We start from the raw sequence: 19,221 nt of genomic DNA, 5'->3' as shown, positions 1-19,221 counted from the left end.
CCGATAAGGAAGATACGTGCAAGTTTCGCATGCGCCGACTGCGCCGCGAACAGGGATGAAGAATAGGAGCCCTGGAAACAATCCAAGGATGGACCGACGTATGACTACCGGTGGTGAGTTAACGCGATCGCAAGCTGAATCGAAAACGCCTTCTGGCAATTGGCAGCAGATTGGCGAGTTCTTCAATGTCTCGAGTACCTGTCGGTTCTCGATCTTTGGTTTGTTGCTGCTGGTTACCATCGTCCCGGTCTCCCGCTTTGCGCTTCCACTGTTGATGGAAAACGCATTGTTGCTCGACAACTTCTCGCAGGCGATTCTGGCCTCGTTCTCGTGGTACGTGACCGCCGCACTATTGCTGCTGCAAATCCGTGCCGCGTGGGTGCATGGTGCCGAACGCTTCGCCCACTGGAACGAACTATCTGGCAAGGTTTCGCATCGCGAGACCCGTGATCTGGCCACGATGATAGAAGACTCGCATCGACGTGGGATGGGCTGGCCGGCCTGGCTTTATATGGCCTGGGTCTTGTTGCCGATGCCTGGTCTAACGCTGGTCGCAGACTTGAACCTGCGCGTCAATCGCGAGTTCATCACCGTCGAAAGCTTGTACGGCGGATTTCTGCTGGGCGGTTTGCTGGCGACGTTGTCGCTGGTGATGCTAAGCTTCCTTCGAAAATACTTTCTGCCCGGTGTGATTCCTCTGCGAGGGATCTTTCCATTTGAATCGCTGCATCATCAGCACGACCATCTGCTCGATCGCCCGGAAGAAGTTGCCAAGCTGCCGCGCGGCGTCGCGGTGATGTTGGCCCGGATCGGCTTGGTGCGGGGCCCAGGCTATTCGATGAAAGACACCGATGGCATCGAGCGTCCATTGGCAGGGCACTTGGAATTGGCCTTGTTGTTGGGCCTGCTTCTGTCGACCACGTTTGTGCTGGGTATCGCAGAGCATATCCTTTTCCCTGGCAGCAATCTGACCAAAGTGATTCCAACAATCGGTCACTTCGCCTTGGTGGTGGCCATTCTGACAACGATCGCCTCTGGTATGGCCTTCTGGCTCGATCGCTTCCGCATTTCGACGTTACTGACGGCATCGGTATTGGCACTCGCCTTATTTCTGATGCGTGACTACGACTTCAAAGTTGAACGAAGCGAGATTGCTTCCACCAGCCTGGTCGAAGCAATCGAGGCCCGCGACATCCCTCGCAGCGGCTCGCGCGATCCTCGCCAGGCCAACCAGCGAACGCTGATCGTGGTCACGGCCCCAGGGGGCGGTATCCATGCGGCAGCCTGGTCGGCGGAAGTTCTGACGCGACTCGACGAACGCTGGCCTGGCACCTTCCGCAATTCGCTCGGCATGATCAGCGCCGTCTCGGGTGGAAGTGTCGGGTCGATGTATTACGTCGATGCGATCAGCGACGCCGACGCACCGGTTCCCCTGGAAGAAGTTCGTAAACGTGCCCAGCAGTCGAATCTCGAACCCATCTTCTTTGCCGCGACGTTCCACGATGTGTTGCCGCTCACGCCTTTCGATCGTGGTACAGCCGCTGAGCATTTCTGGGACTTCACCATGCGAAGTTCTGGCCGACCTTCACCCAAGCTGGGGGCCTGGGGTGACTTGTCGAAGCAAGGCCAACTGCCAGTGGTGGTCTTCAACGCGACCGATGTGAAATCGGGACGCCGCGTGATCCTCGGTTCAGCGGCATTGCATGAACATCAGCATAACTCGGAAGAAGAAGGGCACGATATCGATCCGCACTGTTCTGCTTTCGATCTGCGGAGCAACGACCTCGACATGAAGGTCGCCACGGCGGTCCGTTTGTCCGCTTCGTTCCCGTACGTCACGCCAATCAGCAAGCCGGCACCCGACGAAAATGGCGAGCAGGTGATGCCCGCCGTGCGCATGGGCGATGGTGCCTACGCCGATAACGACGGAATCATGACCGCTTTGGAAAGTGTGAGCCAGTTGATCGACAAGTTCTGTAAGAAGACACCGGAAGAGCGTCCGTTCGACCGAATCTTGCTGATCAATATCAACAACTATGGCGACAGTTCACCACACGCCAGTTTCGAAGAATCAGGCGGTCAGTTCGAGGCGTTGAGTTACGCCACAATTGGTCCTCTGCTGGGGCTGAGCAACGTTCGTGGCGCATCGCAGGCCGAACGCGGTCAGTTGGAAGTCGGTTTCCTGGAAGATCGCACCGTCACCGAACAAGAGGTGATGTGGGTGTTGCATCATCTGTCGCATCGCCCAGATCGAAGTTCGCCGGACGGTGGTCCGTCCGAATCGCAGTTCGCTGGTGATTCGCAGTTCAGTTTGCAGGCCCAACGTAAAGCGAGAAACCGACTCGAACGCTTTGGCATCTCTTCCTCGGAAGTCTCCTCCGACAAAGCGCCTCCATACCGAGGCATTCCAGCTCGCCAGGTTTCTTCGCAAGGTCGCCCTTCATTCGGACAGAACCGTACGGCTGGCCCAGGGCTCTACCCGATTCAGTTCAAAGTCGTCTCGATTCCCTACTTTGGTAGCAGCGATCCTCCTTTGTCATGGAAGCTGAGCAGCGAGCAGATGAAGACCTACGAACGGGCCTGGAACCAACTCGACCAGCAAGCGGAAGAATGGGTAATGACTTCGCAGCAAGACATCGAGGAACAGCATGGCGTCCCGCCACTTCGCGTGATCGAAGACTGGCTCGGGCCACCGGCCGGCAAGCCGCGGCAATGGTCGATGGCTAATCGTAGCCATCGTGGCAATTCGACTCGTAACCATTAAGGTAGCGATGGCACGCTTAGGCCAAATGCCGTCGTTCTGGGGATAATGATTCCGAGAGTCGGAACTAAAATGGGAGGGATTCCACTCTCCCCATTTCTCGCCTGGAACATGCTATGGCCAGTCCCCGATCGTTCGGTTCGTATCTGTTGTTGATCGTCTTGTGGTTGAGCACGTTGACGGCCGTCCCGGTTTTCGGAGCGGAATCGACAGCGGCGACCGAAGCCAAGCCGATTCGCGTTGGCGTGTTAAGTTCGGCCACCGAGCCAGGTAGCAACACGAGCCAAGGTCTTTACATTCGCATTCTTCGCGAAGCCGGGATGGAAGCCAAGGCGGTCTCTGGCGAACAGGTCCGCAGCGGTGCGCTCGATGACCTCGACATCTTCATTATTGGCGGCGGCAGCGGAACGAAGTTCAACAAATCGCTCGGCGAAGAAGGGGGCAAGCTGGTCGAAGCATTCGTGCGTCGCGGCGGCGGCGTGATGGCCAGTTGCGCAGGTGGCTATTCGTTTGTGCGTGGGCACAACGATGCCTTGAAATACGTGGAAGTCGCCAACGCTCGCTGCATCGACTACCAGGATGGTCGCTGGGCACGCGGCAAAGGTGTGGTCGAGCTGGAGACGGGCGACAGTGCGAAGCCGAAGCTCGAGATGTATTACGCCAATGGTCCGCTGTGGGAGATCACGGACGAACCTGGTTTCGGAGTGACCAAGGCGCTGGCCACCTTCCGTACCGACGTCAAAAAAGGGGACGACAAAGGAGGCGTGATGCCAGGGACGCCTGCGATCCTGGGCGGATCGTACGGAGAAGGGCGGTTTGTTCTGTTCAGTGCCCATCCTGAATTCAAATGGAAGCTTGGCAATCCGCCGCTGATCGTCGATGCGGCCAAGTGGGTCGTCCAAGGACCACTCAAGCCGGGTGAAGAGGTCGATTGGAAGTCAGTCTTTCCGAACGCGGCGAAGTAACCAATCGACATTGGTTGACGCAAGAAAAGAAAAAGGCCTGGACGATCAAAAATCGTCCAGGCCTTTTCGCACTCAGGGGGGTGAGCGGTTACGGATCGACCGTGATTCGTGGAAGGTCGAGCGTGAAGCCCTCGAAACCATTCAGCATGCCCATTATCAGCACAACGACCAGGGCAAGCAGCAGCAGGCTGGCCAAACCACCTAGTGGCGCCATGTAGGCCGGATAAGGTCCATCGACTGGGCGGGAAGCGTAGCCGTAGCTTGCTCCGCTGAGGGCCAAAAACATCACCACGACCAGAATGATTACCATCAGGGTCATCTCGAATCTCCTGTTTACGAATGAAGCGGCGCCTGGCAGCACCAGCGAGTTTGTTTGAATGCGAGGAGAGCAAACAGTGTGCCAGATTGTTCTTTCGTGGTATCTGACTAAGTGAGCCGGGGCGATTGATGGCCATTATGACTTTTCCGTGATTCTTTTCCCCCTTTCTTGAGAATTCGGAAGCCAATCCGCCTGATCATTGGTAACACCAAGCGAAGACGGTACCATTGGTGCGTTGTTGTCTTGGATGGACCAGGCACGCACCGACGCTTTTCTCATCTCTGAATCGGGCTCATGGCGGAAGCAATTATCGACGTGCAGGACCTGCACAAGTCGTATCGTGAGGGGCTTTTCACGTCGAAGCAGGTCAATGCGCTACGTGGAGTCTCGTTGACGGTTCCGCGCGGAACGATCTTCGGTTTGCTCGGTCCCAATGGAGCCGGCAAGACGACCCTCATCAAGATTCTGTTGGGGCTCGTTAAGCGATCTTCCGGCAATGGAGCCTTGCTGGGACGACCGCTGGGCGATCGTTTGGGTCGCAAGATGGTTGGGTATCTGCCAGAGCACCATCGCTTTCCGCGACATCTGACCGGCAACGCCGCGATGATCTATTACGGCGGACTAAGCGGATTGAGTCGCTCGGAAGTACTGGCCAAACGACCAGCCTTGCTGGAGCGGGTCGGACTTTCGAAGTGGGGCAACACGCCGGTTCATAAATACTCGAAAGGGATGCAACAGCGTTTGGGGATCGCCCAGTCGCTGCTGCACAATCCCGAGCTGGTCATCCTCGACGAACCAACCGACGGGGTCGACCCCGTTGGCCGAGCCGATATTCGTCGCTTGCTGAAAGAACTGCAGCAGGAAGGGACGACCATCTTTTTGAATAGTCACCAGCTGCAAGAGATCGAAATGGTCTGCGACCAGGCTGCCATCTTGCTGGGTGGACGTGTGCAGAAGGTAGGCACGATTGAAGAGATCACCACGCATCCCAATGCTCGGGTCGAATTCGTCATGCGAGGTTCGATCGACCAGATGCGGTACGCCCTGTCAGCAGTCGAAACGGAACCTTGGCAAACCGACGGCGACCATCTGGCCCGCGTTGTCGTCTCGGCCGAAGACCAGGCCATGCTCAATCAATGCATCGATCAACTGCGGCAGCATCAGATCGACATCGTTGAAATCCGTCGTTTGCGAACGAGCCTGGAAGAAGCCTTCCTCAATATCGTGACCAGCGAAACGCCGCAGTAGCCACCCGCGCAACTCCTAGAACAAGCAACGATTGATGCGACCCTATTTGACTGTCATCTACGACTCGTTCCACGAAGCGATCGTTTCGCGCGTCCTCTACATTCTGCTGTTGGCGTTGACCCTGGTGCTGATCGCGTTGGCACCACTGAGTTACGACGTGAAGCGAATGGTGAAATTTAACCGGATGAGCATTCGCGACGTGCCCGCATTTGTGCAAGACCTGCGCGAAGCGGCCAACGCCGACGAAGCCAGTCCGGGCAAACGCCTGGTTGCGATGGGCAACGATCCGCTCAAACAGTTGGTGCAAAGCGATCCGGGCAAGTTCACCGCGGCCCAGGTCAACGATGTGATCGACAGCTTGAATGCCGTTTTGCCCAAGAATGATTTTTACGACGAAGCAACCTGGAAAGACGTAACGCTCGGTCAGGAGACGAAGGTACTGCTCGACAAAGGAACCGAAGGGCTTTCCGGAGATGACCTGGCGTATGTAAATCGCCTTCTGCTTCGCGATGCATTTCCGGTTCACCTCGGCAATGTGCCAGCAGAAGAACTCTACTTAACCTATCCGCTGATGTGGGCTCCGGTCCCGCTGCCGATCACGCGCGAGCTGCTGCCGATCACGGTGAAGTACGTGCTGACCGGATTCATCGACGTGTTTGTCGGGATGTTTGCGATCTTTGTCGCAATCCTGGTGACCGCGCCGATCATGCCGCGTACGTTCGAGCCTGGGGCAATCGATCTGTTGCTAAGTAAACCAATCTCGCGATCGCTTCTGGTGATCGCCAAGTACATCGGCGGGTGCGCGTTTGTCTTTCTTAGTGTGACCTACTTCCTGGTCGGCTTATGGCTGATCATGGGGATCCAGTTCGATGTCTGGAGCCCGGCACTTCTGTACTGTATTCCGGTTTTTCTGTTCCAGTTCGCGATCTATTATTCGGTCTCGTCACTCGCAGGGGTGCTGTGGCGAAATTCGATTGTCTCGATCGTGATCACCGTCTTGTTCTTTTACGCCTGCTTTGGAATTGGCCTGGTGAAGACTTCGATCTTCGAGCCGTTCATCATCAATCCGACCAAGCTGGTCCGTCTGGTCGATACCGATGAAGGCCTGGTCGGGGTGACACAGATTGGTCAGTTCGTGCAGTGGAATCCGAATCTCCGTTCGTGGGAAGTGGTGCTGCAGTCGGATCGTCGCGGTCCTGAAAACATCGCCATGCAGTCGATCATGGTCGGACCGATCTATCATGCACCAACGAAAACGATGATGTACCTGCAGCAGGGCGGGGGAATGGGGCCACGCCGCATGGGATTGAGCGGTGGCAAGTTCATGACGGCGAAGTGGTCTGGAAACTGGGTTGCCGAGACAGGGGCTAGTCCGCCGACCGGTGGTTCGTGGATCTTGCAAGACTCGGACGACAACGTCCTGGTGGTCGGCTCGGCCGGCGTCTTTCTGTATCAGGGCAAAGGGGAAGAAAAGAAGACCAAGATCCTCGGCTTCGATATCCAATTGGGCGGAGCCAAGTCGTTTGAACGGATTGGTCCGGACGGAGGCGTTCCGTACTTTCCACCTTTTGCCGCTGCGATCGATCCCGCCTCGAATCGCCTGCTGATCGACAACCAGGGAAGCCTGATGATCCTGAATCGGGACGGCGGCAAGGGCTACAAAGTCACGAAGCAGGTCAGCCGCGAGGAAGAGGTGGATGTCGTGGTCGGGCTGACAAGCGAAGTGGCGATTGTTGCCGACGAGAATGGACGCATCGAGTTCCGCGAAGCCGATACGTTGGAACTGCAGCAAACCTTACGGCCCGCCGGCGATACGCCACCTTCCGCGATTGAAACGAGCTCCGACGGAAAGCATGTGGCAGTGCTGTTCCACAACGGCACGCTTTGGCTGTACGACATCGAGGCAGGGGAGGGGACCACCATCGACAATGACGCCTCGGCAATTACCTTCCACGAGGATCAAATGCTCGTGGCCGACAATAAGAATCGGGTACGAGCCTACGACCTGGCCAGCCGCGAGATTGTGGAAACGTTCTGGCCAGATTCCGACTGGTATCGATTCACGTACGACTGGATCGTGCAGCCGATCTATTATGTCTTTCCGAAGCCAGGCGAGCTGAACAATCTGCTGAAGTACCTGGTAACGGAGGAATCGACCACCTCATTCCAGGGCCCGCAATCGACGGGCGACCTTCGCGAAGTCCGCCAGGCCGACAACATCGTGATGCCGGTCGTGCACAACTTCATCTTTATCTGCGTGATGTTGGGACTGACCTGCATCTATGTCAGTCGGCTCGATTTATAGTTCGTTTCGAGGAGACCCTACGCCCCTGGATTGCTTTGGAAAAGGGGCTTTGTCACTCCGGTACGTTTTCAAAGAGCCGCCGACATAAAGGCCACGCTTTCCAAAAAGATGTTTGCGCTCTCGCCATAGATGGTCTATAACGAGAGTCATTGGACCGATTTCGCCCGATGATCTCGTTGCCGCCACATCTCTGGAGAGCGTGCATGATTCTTATTCACGGGGTTTGTGATTGTGGGGCTCGCACTCGGCGGGTTCGTTCCGGATACCATCAGCAGCAATGGTGGTTTCCTCTCTTGTCGTCAGAGCAAGCGGTTTTGAGCGACGTCGTTGTGAAGTTCTCGGCGGATGATCGAGAGCTTTACAGTCAGCTTTCGTCGGAAGTAGCACAGCAAAGCGACGAGAAACCGCTTGATCGAACTGCCGCACGAGAGGCACTGGAAGAACAGCAGGAGGCGTTCGAGGAAGCATTCATCCGCGTCGAACGAGCCATTTTGCAGGAACGTTGGGAGACATCCGGCGAGTATTTGTTTGATCTGCGGGTGAGCGAAGTACTGGATTGCTCAGGCTGCCTGAATCATTCGTTGACCATTCACCAGGTGAGAGTGCGAGCTATCTGTGGACCGGACTGTGGCAACAAATACGACTGGAACGACTCCGAGCATTCCAGTTGTCCCCAGTGCCAGCAGCGACCTCGTCAATTCGTGCTGGGGAATCTGCGAAGTGCTTCCAGCCCAGGGGCCGTTGTCGGGCAATGCCAATGCGGTAGCGAGATCGTCACCGATGCGATCGAAGATGGTTATTGTCCGTTGTGCGGCGCCTTGCCGACCGCGTACCTGACGCGTGGTCGAGAGTTCTGCGGCCGCCATCACGAACGGATGCTGCCATATCGCTCGCCGCAAGATATCTTCTTTATCGATGCCCCGGCGCGGTGGTCATCGGAACTGTTTCCCAACGCCAAGCTATGGGGAGACGTCGCCAAGACAGAGCACGGGGTCGCCGCGCTGTTCTGTCCCTCGTGCGAAGCCGATCACCAGCGATGGCTTCGCGAAAACGTTCCTGCCGAGGATTAAATTCGCCAGGAAGCCGCGGCCGAGCTTATCGCACGCGGCACTGGAAGCGGATGATACCGCCTTGGCCAGCTTCCAGTGGGTTGGTGATTTCCCAGCGGAGAAGCTGCGAGCCTGCTTCGTTTGGCTGCGTCAGGAAGGTTGCTTCCAGATCGCACTGAGCCGAACCTTCGACATATTCCAGACGTGGCGTCAGATTGTCGAGCAGCGTCACGTTGCCCATGACCTGGGTACCGACGTTGTCGAAGCGAAGCGTGAACTCGACGATGTCACCCGGTTCGGCAGCACCCTTGTCGGCCAGCTTCACGACACGCAGACGAGGTTCGCCGGCCAATTCCGACCAGACGAATTCCTGCGGCGTTTTGCCAGAAGCGACTTCGGAAGCCTTGCGACCTTCGACCGTCACTTGAACCTGCTGGTTCTGCGTCCAGGTAACTGCATTGAGCAGACTGGATGCGAGGCGAGCCTTTTCGCCCTGATCGAAGACGCCGTAGCGAATGATGCTCAGGTTTTCGTAAGCCTTGAACTCTTCGACGAACTGAGCCAGGCGAACACCATTCTGGATTTGAACGCCGGGCAGGTCTTCGGTGAGAGCGTTGGCCATCTTGCCGCCGATCTGACCTCGCAGTGCCAGCGGCTGAACGACACCGGCTGGCGTACCATTGTGCTGTTGATTGTTGAGTTGGAGGTTGGCGTCCAGGCCTGAGATCTGCGTGCCGAGGATTTCCTGGTTCAAGCCAGTCACCTTCCGCACGGCCGCGAAGCGAGGAGCATAGACGCAAACGCGATTACTCGGCGTGACGATGCGCTGACCTTCCAGCGTGTCATAGTGGCCGACGGTGTCTTCAATATCAAGACCATGCACACCGAACTCGCCGTCGATTTCGGTGCGGACCAAGCGGTCACCACCGTCGTACAAGTATTCGTCTTCAGGCCAGCACGGACCAGCTTGGTAAGGAATGCCGGCGGCCTGACAAGCCTGGCAGGAACCAGCCGTCGAACCATGATGGCAGATCGAGCTAGGGTGACTGCAGCCAGGGCCACAAGGTGGCATGACCTGGCCGCGAGGGAAGGCATAGCTCACTGGTCGAACCGGAACTTGAGCCGACACCGGTTGCCCTTGGATTGGCATTTCTGCCGAAGTCCGCTGAATGGCACCGGCAGGTTGCGAATACTGCGGCGCGGTTGCCGTGTTGGTCGGAGCTTGGAACGTCTCGCCTTGGAAGCGTGGCTGATAGGCTGGTACACCATTCAAGCCGGTGTCATTGGCCGACTGAACTTGAGCAGGGGAGGGGGCCGCCGCGTAGTCGTAGGCAGGGTAGCGTTCGTTGAACGTCATGCCTGCTTCCGGCTTGAGCGGAGCCGCTTCTTCCTTCTTTGCCTGCCGATTGAGCGAGCAGGCCGTGAACGTGGAACCGCATCCCACCACCAGGGCGAGCGTGACGAACTTTCGCAGTGCAATCATCGTTTTCATCGGTCGTGGTTTCCGTCGGTCTATCGCTGCGAAGGGTACCATGGCTGTTGCGGGGCGCCTTGATAAGGCGGAGCCATTTGAGGTGGCACGCCGTAAGGCGGCATCATCGGACGCTGGGCCTGCATAGGGACTGCCGTCGCGGGCACCGGCTGCTCCATCGGAACTTCAACACCGTTGGCCGGGGCAGGGGGGGGATTGCCGAACAACTGAATCGGAGGCGACTGGTAAGTGAACTCGCCAGGCATGTCTTCTTGCGTCGGGCGACGTGAACCAAGTCGCAAGATGGCGACAGGTCGGCCCAACAAGTCGGCGGTCACCACAGGATCCTGACCCGCTTCGACTTCAAACCATGGCTGGAAGCTTGGTTCGTAGGTGTTGGGGACGGCCGTCCGTGGGTTTTCGAGATAGATCACCCGAGTGACAAACTTGCCTTCTAAGGCGTATTGCAGTTCGTCTTGGGTGATTTGAATTGGAATTGGGAACTGAAGTTCCATGCCGGCCGGTGGGTAGGTGCGGTCGATTACTTCGACGGTCGGAAACAACTCAGCACCTGGGTGCAAAGGAATCTCGGACAACCGGAAGCGATAGACGGCTCCGATCACGCAGCCAAACGTTTGCGGCGAAGGAAGATCGTCGGCGAAGCTGCCTTCAATAACCGGGGCGATCTTGGTGCCAGCGGGTGGAATCAGTTTGACGGGCTGAATGTGGCCCGGGATACCGCGTCCCTTCATCAGTTGCATCTGACCGATGGCACCTGGCATGAGTCGTTCGGTATATAGAGGGACCGAACCTGATTGAGCCTTCGCCATGTTCGAGGCGACCAGGACCAGGATGACAGTCAGCAGCCAGAGGCTGGGCAGTGTTTCTCGTTTCACGGCGATCTTCTTCCCTGAAGCTCTGCGTGATGCGGGGGACGGAAAACTTTTGGGGACCAGGAAGGCCTTCCGGCTGCTTCCAGATCAAGTTGAAAGGGACTGAACCAAGTCTCTGCCGGCATGGAAGTAGGGTCGCGGAAGTTTCTCCGCGACCCTGTTCCATTGCCATGGAGTTTGGGCAGTTGTCAGCCTACGGAGTGGGGCACCACTGACCGGCGGCGTCGTAGTATCCACCGGCTGGTGGAACCTGCTGATGCATGTCGCCATAAGGCTGAGCCAGGTTCGGCGAAGGATGAATATTCTCTTCGGTGATCCAGGCACGGTTTGGCGGCTGTGGGTAGCTGATACCCGGACGCTGCTTGACATGCAGGGCGACCTTGTCGGTCGGACCTGGAATGTGCGTGTGCGTGTGATTCTTGATCACATGCTTCTGCAGGCCAGCTGGGCCACCCAGCGGAATGTGTGGCGGGCCAGGCAGTCCGATTGGCGTACCGGTGATCGGCATACCATAGCTCGGGACGGTCACGCCAGCGACGTAAGGAACGGCGTAAGGATTCGGCATGGCAGCCGACATTCCTGGAGGTGGAGGCGTACCTGGACCAGGTCCACAGTAAGCGGCACCAGCAGCCGGCATACCCATAGGCATACCACCAGCCATCATGCCTTCCAGCTCTTCGCCAGGAACTTCGAGGTCCTTGTTACCGAGGCGAACGATGGCCATGATCGTACCGCGACGATCAGCTTCGACGATCGGATCGACACCTGGGTCGAGGCGAGTCGAGACCAGCGTTTCGACGTTGGCCAGGGCCAGCTCTTGGTAGTTCGGATCTGGCAGGTAGATGACCTTGGTCACGTAAGTGCCGCTACGAACTTGAGCGAAGTCGTCTTCGGTGAACTGAACTGGAACAGCATTGTGTGCCAGGAAGGCTTCGGTTCGCGGCGTGGCGAAACCAACTTCCAGAGTCGGATAAAGTTCGACGCCTGGTTGGCCTTCAATGTTCGTGATCTTCAGGCGATAGATACCGCCCTGTGGGAAGTTCTTCGAGAACGGCACGATTCGTGGTTCCGAATCGTACAAGCCGATGCCGCCGATGTCCCAGCTAACTTGCATGCCGTCTGGCGAGACGAACAGCACCTGGCTGGTGAAGCTAGGAGCCGGCATTGGTGGAATGCCACCAGGGCCGACCGGCATCATGGCCGACACGGGTTGAATTGGCGGAGGTGCAAGTACACCCGGGCCAGGACCGCCGACGCCAGGGCCGGGGTGAGCCAGCTGCTGTGCCGGAGGCAAGTTATAGCCACCTGTCGCTTGCTGCCCAACGTGCTGACAACCAGCACCGGCCGCAGCCGTCAGGAGCATCAAGGTCCACATCCACAAAGTTTGTTTCATGATTTCCCCCTCACTAAACCCTTGCTGCCACTCCATAGCGGCATTCTCCATGGCAAGAGCGGAGATCCTCTCAGGTATTCATACGAATGGTTGCGAGCGGTTTAGGGCTACGTCTGCATGAGGTTCCAAAGAACTGCACGACTGACGTGGACCCGGCCTCAGGGAAATCCGTACAATCGCCGAGTTGAAATTGACATCCGTGCCAATAACGCCAGCGGCGCAAGACTATCCCTGTTGCCATTAATGTTCGGCGTGGCAGGACAGGATTCTTTGGGAAAACCGGCAAATCCCAGCCATGAAAGATAATCGTTTCAAATTAACAGCCTTCCTCGCGGTAGCACTGCTAGCCGCCGGAGTCGCTGTCGGAGCCGCTTCACAGAGCCTGAAGCAAAGCAATCGAGAGGTCTCGAGGGCAGGGGGGGCGTTGCGCTCCAGCCGCCTTGAAGGCGATATTGATTTGCTTCTGCAGAATGTGGTCGACCGTTGGTATCGCACCGATGGGATCACCGCGGATGTCAATTGGCAGGTGAAGCTGTTTGGGCAGTCTTGGGGAGGAAACGGTCAATACACGCAAACCGGTGTTGGCGCTATGCAGCGTCACGGAATCATTTTGCAGGGAACCGATCCCGTCGCACCGATTTACTTTCAGCAAGCAATCCTCGCTAGCGAACCGTTGTTATGGACGCAGTGGCGAACCAAAATCGACGAGTCCGCCTCGATGGTCCGGCTCAACCAGGTCGTTTCTTCGGAACAGACCATGCCTCGAGCCGGGATTGCCCACCTGATGTGGCGGATGACCCAGTGCTATCACTTCGATACCGTCGACCGAGTCGTCCAAGGCGATCGCCAGTTCCTGTTAATCCGCGGAACGAAGCAGGGGGGCGAAACGCACGAAGCCTGTGCGTTGCCGTTCCTCGATCGCGGTGCCAATGGTGCCACTTTGTTGTTGGATGCTGCATCTGGTTTTCCACATCGCATTCAATGGGAAGCCGTCACCAGCAAAGGCCGCGAGACTTTGGTGAATGTCGAACTGGTGAATGTTCGTGCCGGCGTTTCCAGCAACGAAGATCTTCTCGCTCCGAAGACAATTGTTCCCGACGCGGTTGACCAGACCGAATCGTATCGTATGGCAGTGCTGTCTGGGGCAGGGGGGCACTACTGATGCGCGGGGTCGTTCAACGAGTTTCCGAAGCCCACGTCAAAGTCGACGGCAACATCGTCGGTCAGATCGAACGTGGCTTGATGGTCCTGCTGGGCGTCGCCGAAGGTGACACCGAAGCCGACCTGAAGTATCTGGTCGAGAAGACGATTCATCTGCGCATCTTTGAAGATGACGAAGGAAAGATGAATCGAAGCGTGATCGATATCGGCGGAAGCATTCTGGCGATCAGCCAGTTCACGCTGCTGGGGGATGCTCGCAAAGGTCGTCGCCCAAGCTTCATCACTGCGGCACGGCCGGAAGAGGCCAATCAGATGTATCAAGATTACGTCCGGCGAATCCGCGATCAGGGCGTGCCGGTCGAGACCGGAATCTTTCAAGCCGATATGAAAGTGAGCCTGGTGAATGATGGCCCGGTCACGCTGTTGTTGGATAGCAGCAAGATTCTTTAATCGCTCATATCGATTGGCGATCGCAAGCCAATGTTGACTTGCGAATGCCTCTACTCGAATCGCGACAGTAGATCTCTAAGAGAGATGTCTCTGCGTATTAACGTTCGACATTCTGATAAGGTTGCGTAGCGATGTGGGGTGGCTGTTCGCCAGGAATGCGAATCGGCTGATTGTCGTAAGGCGAAGGCTGACCTGGCTGCGTTACATACTGGGCTGGTATCTGAGTTGGGTCAGCAGCAATTTGCTGAGCTTCATGATCGTGCGAGGGATGGAACCGGTAATGCTGCATCATCAACGGATCGCCAACGGCGGCGACGACCAGGACGATCAATTTGCTGTAGGTTGAGATGTTCGACCAGAGGCTTTTGCCATACCAGAACTTGATGGCGGTTCCGAACGAGCTCTTGAAGTGGAGCCGCGCCCCCTTCCATTGCACGCTCCAGATTTCATCCAGAATCAAATGCACCATGAAGCCAATGAAGACGCACGCACTCTTAAAGATGCGGACTTCAATGTTCTCGCCCGAGACCACCAGAAACGCTAACAATGCACACGAGACCGCGGCGGGAATACTGTGCCACATGCCGCGATGGACCGTGTAACGTTTGAAGACTTCGGCCACGCCGAATCGAATGACGATGTAAACCAGCGCGCCTGCCAGCGCGATGGATTCGGCATCCATCTTCATGTGTTGGAAACGATCGACCATCAACATCGGGACAACGGCGGCGAGCAAGCTGCTCGTTTCACGAAGAGGGCGGCCAGAACCAGAATCGAGGTCGGGCAAAATGCCGGCCAGGCTGCAGAGGCCAGCGCCCAGCATGCAACTGGTCATCGGCAAATCGAGAAACACCGAGCCAACAACGCCAACACCTACGCCAACGACGGTGCTTGTCGAAATATGGGTATTGAAGTCGGCCATCGATCCCCTGCCTCAAAAATGTTCCGGTGAGCCCCCCTGCCAGTGCGCATTTGGAAATGGCGTCAGGGTCTTAGTACGCATGATTGCGTTTGGTGAGTTCAGGATCTTGTACCGAAATGTGCCGTTTCGTATCCAGATCAGGTTTCTGGAAGCCTGCTAGCAAACGAAAAACTGACCTTCGGGTTTCCGTCTTCGGTCCGTATACTCGTGCGACTTCTGGGGCGAAGTTTTATTCAGGGACGGACGAAGAAAAATGGTTGCTTACGATTTCCTCATGCTCGCGGTCCTGGCAGGTGCGATCCTGTGGGGTTTGTACAAAGGCATGGCATGGCAAGTCGCTTCGTTTGCTTCGTTGGTCGCCAGCTATTTCGTTTCGGTTCAGCTTCGTGAACCAGTCGCCAATGCCTTGGGGCTTCAGCCGCCTTGGGGAAACACTGTTGCGATGTTGGGTCTGTACATGACCAGCTCGCTGATCATCTGGGTTGTCTTCTCGATGATCAACAAGACGCTCCATAGCTTCGCGCTGAAGGACTGGGATCGCCAGGTCGGCGCCGGCCTTGGTTTCGTCAAAGGTGTGCTTCTGTGTGTGATTGTGACCATGTTCGCCGTCGCATTGACCAAGGATGAAAGCCGCCAGCAAATCGTTCAGTCGAAGTCTGGTTTCTACATCACCAAATTGATCCACAATCTGGACGGCGTGATGCCGGCCGAAGTGAACGAAGTCGTTGGTCCGTTCATTCAGCGCTACAACCAGCGAATCAATGGCGAGAACCCAGATTGGTTTGCCGAGACCGGTAATGGGGTCTCGGGGGGCAATTCGACGACGCCATTTGATCCTGCAAAATTCAATCTCCAGCAAGGCTTGCAAGACTTTCAAAATAACGTCCAGCAGCAGGTTCAGAATCGTGTTCAAAACGAGGTTCAGAATCAGGCAGGTCAGTTCCAGAATTTCGTGAATCAGACGATCGAGAATCCGCAAAACATGCAGCAGAACTGGCAGCAGTATTCGGGTCAGTATCAGCAGCAACCGCAGCCAGCTTATTATCCGCCGCAGATGAACATCCCGTCGCCGCAGCAGCAGGGCGGAAGCTACATCCCGCAGTACAACCAGCAGCAGCCGGCGACTCCGTATCCGATGCAGAACGGCCAGCCGTACTATCCACAGCAGCCGCGGTATTAAGTGCATCCTGGCAACGTCAGGGTTGAAGTGCCCGGAAATCGGGAATTGGCTATTTCCCGGTAAAAATAGGCCTCGAACCGCACATAACAAACATTATCGGACGTTGCAGTGGGGGTTCTTTCTGGGCGAGGGTTTTCGGCCTGGATCCCGTTTCTCGGTCCCCTGGCCCCGTGGGTGGCTGTCGGTTGCCGTGCTCTTAAGGCGACGTTCGTTGCCCGTTGTTCGCGATGGAGATGCATGAACTTCGAAGCCAATGCGGCGCGAGATCTGTGGCCACTCTTGAACTGATTTCGGGTTCGCTGCGAGCTCGTTTGTTGGCTGGCTGACGTTGATGAAGTTCATGAATTCCGAGGGTTCGCCGATGTGCTCGATTGGGTTCAAAAATGAACTTCATTGCCAGCCATATTTCGGCGTCAATTTGGACTCGTTCGGCGCATAAAAAAGCAGAACGGAATTTGATCGATTCCGCTCTGCTCTTTTAGGTTGGCTGGGCCTTGGGTGGCCTGGTTAGACGCTCAGGGTTGATTCTTGCCCTGGGTCTCCGGAAAGCTGGAATCGACTCAGGGTCGATAGCAGGCCATCGGCTCGCACGTGAAGCGAGTTGCCGGCTGCCTTGGTCTTCTCGGCATGAGTCTTCGACGCGTTGGCGGAGTTGTTGACCTGCGAGATGTTCTTCGAGATCTCTTGGCTGGCCGTGGCCGATTCGTGGATTCCGGTGCTGACGGTCCGGGCTGCCGTGGCGGCCTGGGCGACGTTGCCGGCGATCTCCTTGGCGGTGATTCCTTGTTCTTCCACTGACGAAGCAATTGTGTGAGCGATCTCGTTCACGTCTTTGATTTCAGTCGTGATCCGCGCGATCGATTCGACGGCGTCGTACGACGACTTCTGGATTGCATCGACTCGCTTTCGGATGTCTTCCGTGGCGGTCGCTGTCTGGCGTGCGAGTTCCTTCACTTCGGTCGCCACCACCGAGAAGCCCTTGCCGGCTTCGCCGGCTCGCGCAGCTTCGATCGTGGCGTTCAGGGCGAGCAAGTTAGTCTGCTCGGCAATCTCTTGGATCACCTGGATGACCGCGCCGATTTCGGCGGCAGCTGTGCCCAGCGAAGCAATTCGTTCATTGCTAGTCTCCGAGAGGTTCGAGACCGACGAAACCGAAGCCGCCGCGCGTTCCGCATTGCGAGCGATTTCGTTGATAGTGGTCGACATCTCTTCCATGGCGGTTGCGACGCTTCCGATGTTGCCTGACATCTGTTCGGTGGCCGCAGCCATGCCGTTCATGTTGGTCGACATCTGGTCGGCGGCGGCAGCGACATTCGCGGCGCGTTCTGTTGTCTCGTAAGCACCTAGCGAGAGGTGTTCTGCAGTGCCGGTTAGTTCGTTCGACGATCCTTGCAGGATATCTGAGGTCGAAATCACTTCGCCCAGCAGAGCGGATAAATTATCCCGCATCTTGTTCATGGCCTGGATTAAATATCCGACCTCGGCGGTTGCCTTGGTATCGCAGCGCGATCGCAGGTCACCAGCCGCAATCCGTTGAGCAAATTGAGCGGCATCTTGGATCGGCGAAGCGATCTTTCGGGAGAGAACGAAGGCGAAGATCGCCAGAGCGGCGGCCGAAGCGAGGCCGATTCCCATCGACCAGGTCAGCAGCGAGCCTTTCACGTTTTCAACGGTTCCGGCCATCTTGTTGCTGGCCGCGAACGCTTCGGAAGCGTCCATCTTGGCGACCAGGCAATAGGTCAAACCGTTTAATTCAATCGGGCAATAGGCGTTCAATGAGTCGTTTTCGCGGTAGTCGGCGGCACGCAGCGTCCCTGTTTCTCCCTTCTCAAAGACGGCTCGCGTCACGTCGGTATCGACCTTGCCGTTCTCTGGGTATTTCCATGAAGCGAGCAGGCTGTGCCCTTCAGGATCGAGGTGTGAGTTCGACCGCATCAGGTAATCAGGCCCGACCAGGATCGTTTCGCCGGTCTCGCCCATACCTTCGCGAACAGCCAATATATGTAGAATGCGATCTACGGGCATCTGAAACATAGCGATGCCTATACGCTTATCGCCATCATAAATAGGAGATGCAATAAAACTTGCAGGTGCCTCATAGGATGGTGTATAGCGAGCGAAGTCGACCAGCGCGACTGAGTTCTTTTCGGTGGCCTGAGCTGCTCGGCGAAACGCGTCAGCAAAGTTGCTGTTGGCGTACGGTCCATCCTTCAGCGAAGTGCCGAAGTCGAGTTCCTTGAAGACCGAGTAGATGATCTTTCCTGAGTCAGGATCGACCAGAAAAATATCGTAGTAGCCAAACGCTTCCAGGTAGTTGCGAACGACCGGATGCAGCTTCTTGTGAAGCTGGGTGTACTTCGAGGCATCGGTCGCCGCATCAAGACGGTGCTTTTCCCCCACCGGGTTCTCGTTCTTCAAGATGTAGGCATGTTGCAGCGCGACCGTCGTGTTGTCGAGCTGCTTCAAATAGTTCAACGCATCTGGCGTACGGTTGTCGTTCTGGCGGGCGTACTCCTCCGAGAACGTTCCAGCGTAATAGCTGCTCAGGTCGGTCCGCATTTTGGCGATCTGCTCTTCGGTCAGCTGGTTGGCCGTATTGAAATCCCGAAAGGCCTGCCCCATGTCACGCATGGCATCGACGACCATCTGGTTTTCCGAGAACGTTTTGACCTGGCTCTCGATGGTTCCGAAGTAGTCCATCAACTGCTTCTTCTTCAGCTCGCGCTGGGCAACCAACGAGTCGGTGGCAGTTTGCTCGAACCCTTCCGTGGCGTGATGATTCACGGTTGCGAAACCACTCGCCGCGCGGAAGTAGCTGATGGTCGACATCACGACCAGCGGCAACAGGCCGCAAGCAAGGAAGGCGATCGTCAGTTGCGATCGCAGGTTCAGAGAGGACTTCATCGAGGTCTCCGGTCTCATTGAATGACTTGAAAAGACTTATCTGCCGCTGACCGTGTTGGCGGCTGGCAGGCGTCATCGTGGGGGGGGTAAATCAAAAGTTATTTCCAGTAACAATTCACGGAAGGATAGAACGCGGTTGCCTGACGCTTCTGAGGGGGACAGACCACTCCTGGAAAGTTAATGTCCCCTTTGCACTATCT

At 56.7% G+C, this 19,221-nt stretch carries 14 protein-coding genes; 8 read left to right on the top strand and 6 right to left on the bottom strand.

Features of this window, described 5'->3' with window-relative positions; translation table 11 throughout:
- Window positions 1-88 precede the first annotated feature (88 nt).
- Both ABD890_RS04895 and ABD890_RS04890 read left to right on the top strand, forming a co-directional pair.
- Window positions 89-2,764 carry a patatin-like phospholipase family protein gene (locus tag ABD890_RS04895; RefSeq protein ID WP_345086453.1) on the top strand — a complete coding sequence of 892 codons (2,676 nt, stop codon included), beginning with the start codon at window positions 89-91 and terminating at the stop codon, window positions 2,762-2,764.
- Between the two features lie 113 nt (window positions 2,765-2,877).
- Entirely contained in the window at window positions 2,878-3,726 is an 849-nt protein-coding gene (locus tag ABD890_RS04890; protein ID WP_345086451.1) for a hypothetical protein, read from the top strand.
- 88 nt (window positions 3,727-3,814) lie between these two features.
- Here ABD890_RS04890 and ABD890_RS04885 read toward each other — a convergent pair whose 3' ends face one another.
- Entirely contained in the window at window positions 3,815-4,045 is a 231-nt protein-coding gene (locus ABD890_RS04885) for a hypothetical protein (protein WP_345086449.1), read from the bottom strand.
- Between the two features lie 294 nt (window positions 4,046-4,339).
- On the opposite strand from ABD890_RS04885, the gene ABD890_RS04880 reads away from it, so the two are divergent.
- The 3 genes from ABD890_RS04880 (at window position 4,340) to ABD890_RS04870 (ending at window position 8,668) form a co-directional block, all read left to right on the top strand.
- Window positions 4,340-5,293: an ABC transporter ATP-binding protein gene (locus tag ABD890_RS04880; RefSeq protein WP_345086447.1), complete on the top strand. Its 954-nt coding sequence runs from the start codon at window positions 4,340-4,342 to the stop codon at window positions 5,291-5,293.
- A gap of 34 nt (window positions 5,294-5,327) precedes the next feature.
- Window positions 5,328-7,598 (top strand): ABC transporter permease, encoded by a 2,271-nt coding sequence (locus tag ABD890_RS04875; protein ID WP_345086445.1) that lies wholly within the window; start codon window positions 5,328-5,330, stop codon window positions 7,596-7,598.
- Window positions 7,599-7,912: 314 nt separating this feature from the next.
- Entirely contained in the window at window positions 7,913-8,668 is a 756-nt protein-coding gene (locus ABD890_RS04870) for a hypothetical protein (protein WP_345086443.1), read from the top strand.
- A 25-nt stretch (window positions 8,669-8,693) separates the two neighbouring features.
- Here ABD890_RS04870 and ABD890_RS04865 read toward each other — a convergent pair whose 3' ends face one another.
- The 3 genes from ABD890_RS04865 to ABD890_RS04855 all read right to left on the bottom strand — a co-directional run bounded on the left by ABD890_RS04865 (window position 8,694) and on the right by ABD890_RS04855 (window position 12,404).
- The gene (locus ABD890_RS04865; RefSeq protein ID WP_345086442.1) at window positions 8,694-10,139 is read right to left on the bottom strand and encodes a hypothetical protein; all 1,446 of its coding nucleotides are present in this window, start codon (window positions 10,137-10,139) and stop codon (window positions 8,694-8,696) included.
- Between the two features lie 20 nt (window positions 10,140-10,159).
- Window positions 10,160-11,014 (bottom strand): hypothetical protein, encoded by an 855-nt coding sequence (locus ABD890_RS04860; protein WP_345086440.1) that lies wholly within the window; start codon window positions 11,012-11,014, stop codon window positions 10,160-10,162.
- Window positions 11,015-11,204: 190 nt separating this feature from the next.
- The gene (locus ABD890_RS04855; protein ID WP_345086438.1) at window positions 11,205-12,404 is read right to left on the bottom strand and encodes a hypothetical protein; all 1,200 of its coding nucleotides are present in this window, start codon (window positions 12,402-12,404) and stop codon (window positions 11,205-11,207) included.
- A 457-nt stretch (window positions 12,405-12,861) separates the two neighbouring features.
- Here ABD890_RS04855 and ABD890_RS04850 point away from each other — a divergent pair, with 457 nt between their 5' ends.
- Together ABD890_RS04850 and dtd are read left to right on the top strand one after the other, a co-directional pair.
- Window positions 12,862-13,566 (top strand): hypothetical protein, encoded by a 705-nt coding sequence (locus ABD890_RS04850; protein ID WP_345086437.1) that lies wholly within the window; start codon window positions 12,862-12,864, stop codon window positions 13,564-13,566.
- Window positions 13,566-14,015, top strand: coding sequence for a D-aminoacyl-tRNA deacylase (gene dtd / locus ABD890_RS04845; protein ID WP_345086436.1), 450 nt, complete (start codon window positions 13,566-13,568; stop codon window positions 14,013-14,015). The genes ABD890_RS04850 and dtd overlap by 1 nt, the downstream gene beginning before the upstream one ends.
- A gap of 97 nt (window positions 14,016-14,112) precedes the next feature.
- On the opposite strand, the gene ABD890_RS04840 is transcribed toward dtd, so the two are convergent.
- Window positions 14,113-14,937 carry a metal-dependent hydrolase gene (locus tag ABD890_RS04840; protein ID WP_345086435.1) on the bottom strand — a complete coding sequence of 275 codons (825 nt, stop codon included), beginning with the start codon at window positions 14,935-14,937 and terminating at the stop codon, window positions 14,113-14,115.
- A 253-nt stretch (window positions 14,938-15,190) separates the two neighbouring features.
- Between ABD890_RS04840 and ABD890_RS04835 the strand changes: the two genes are divergently transcribed.
- On the top strand, window positions 15,191-16,117 hold the full coding sequence (locus tag ABD890_RS04835; RefSeq protein ID WP_345086434.1) for a CvpA family protein: 927 nt from the start codon (window positions 15,191-15,193) through the stop codon (window positions 16,115-16,117).
- Between the two features lie 507 nt (window positions 16,118-16,624).
- On the opposite strand, the gene ABD890_RS04830 is transcribed toward ABD890_RS04835, so the two are convergent.
- Window positions 16,625-19,021, bottom strand: coding sequence for a methyl-accepting chemotaxis protein (locus ABD890_RS04830; protein ID WP_345086432.1), 2,397 nt, complete (start codon window positions 19,019-19,021; stop codon window positions 16,625-16,627).
- Between the last annotated feature and the right edge of the window lie 200 nt (window positions 19,022-19,221).

Origin of the sequence: Bremerella cremea (assembly GCF_039541315.1) — a bacterium.
GTDB lineage: Bacteria > Planctomycetota > Planctomycetia > Pirellulales > Pirellulaceae > Bremerella > Bremerella cremea.
Note: the sequence above shows the minus strand (reverse complement) of the source record. Positions and strands in the feature narration are given on the sequence as shown.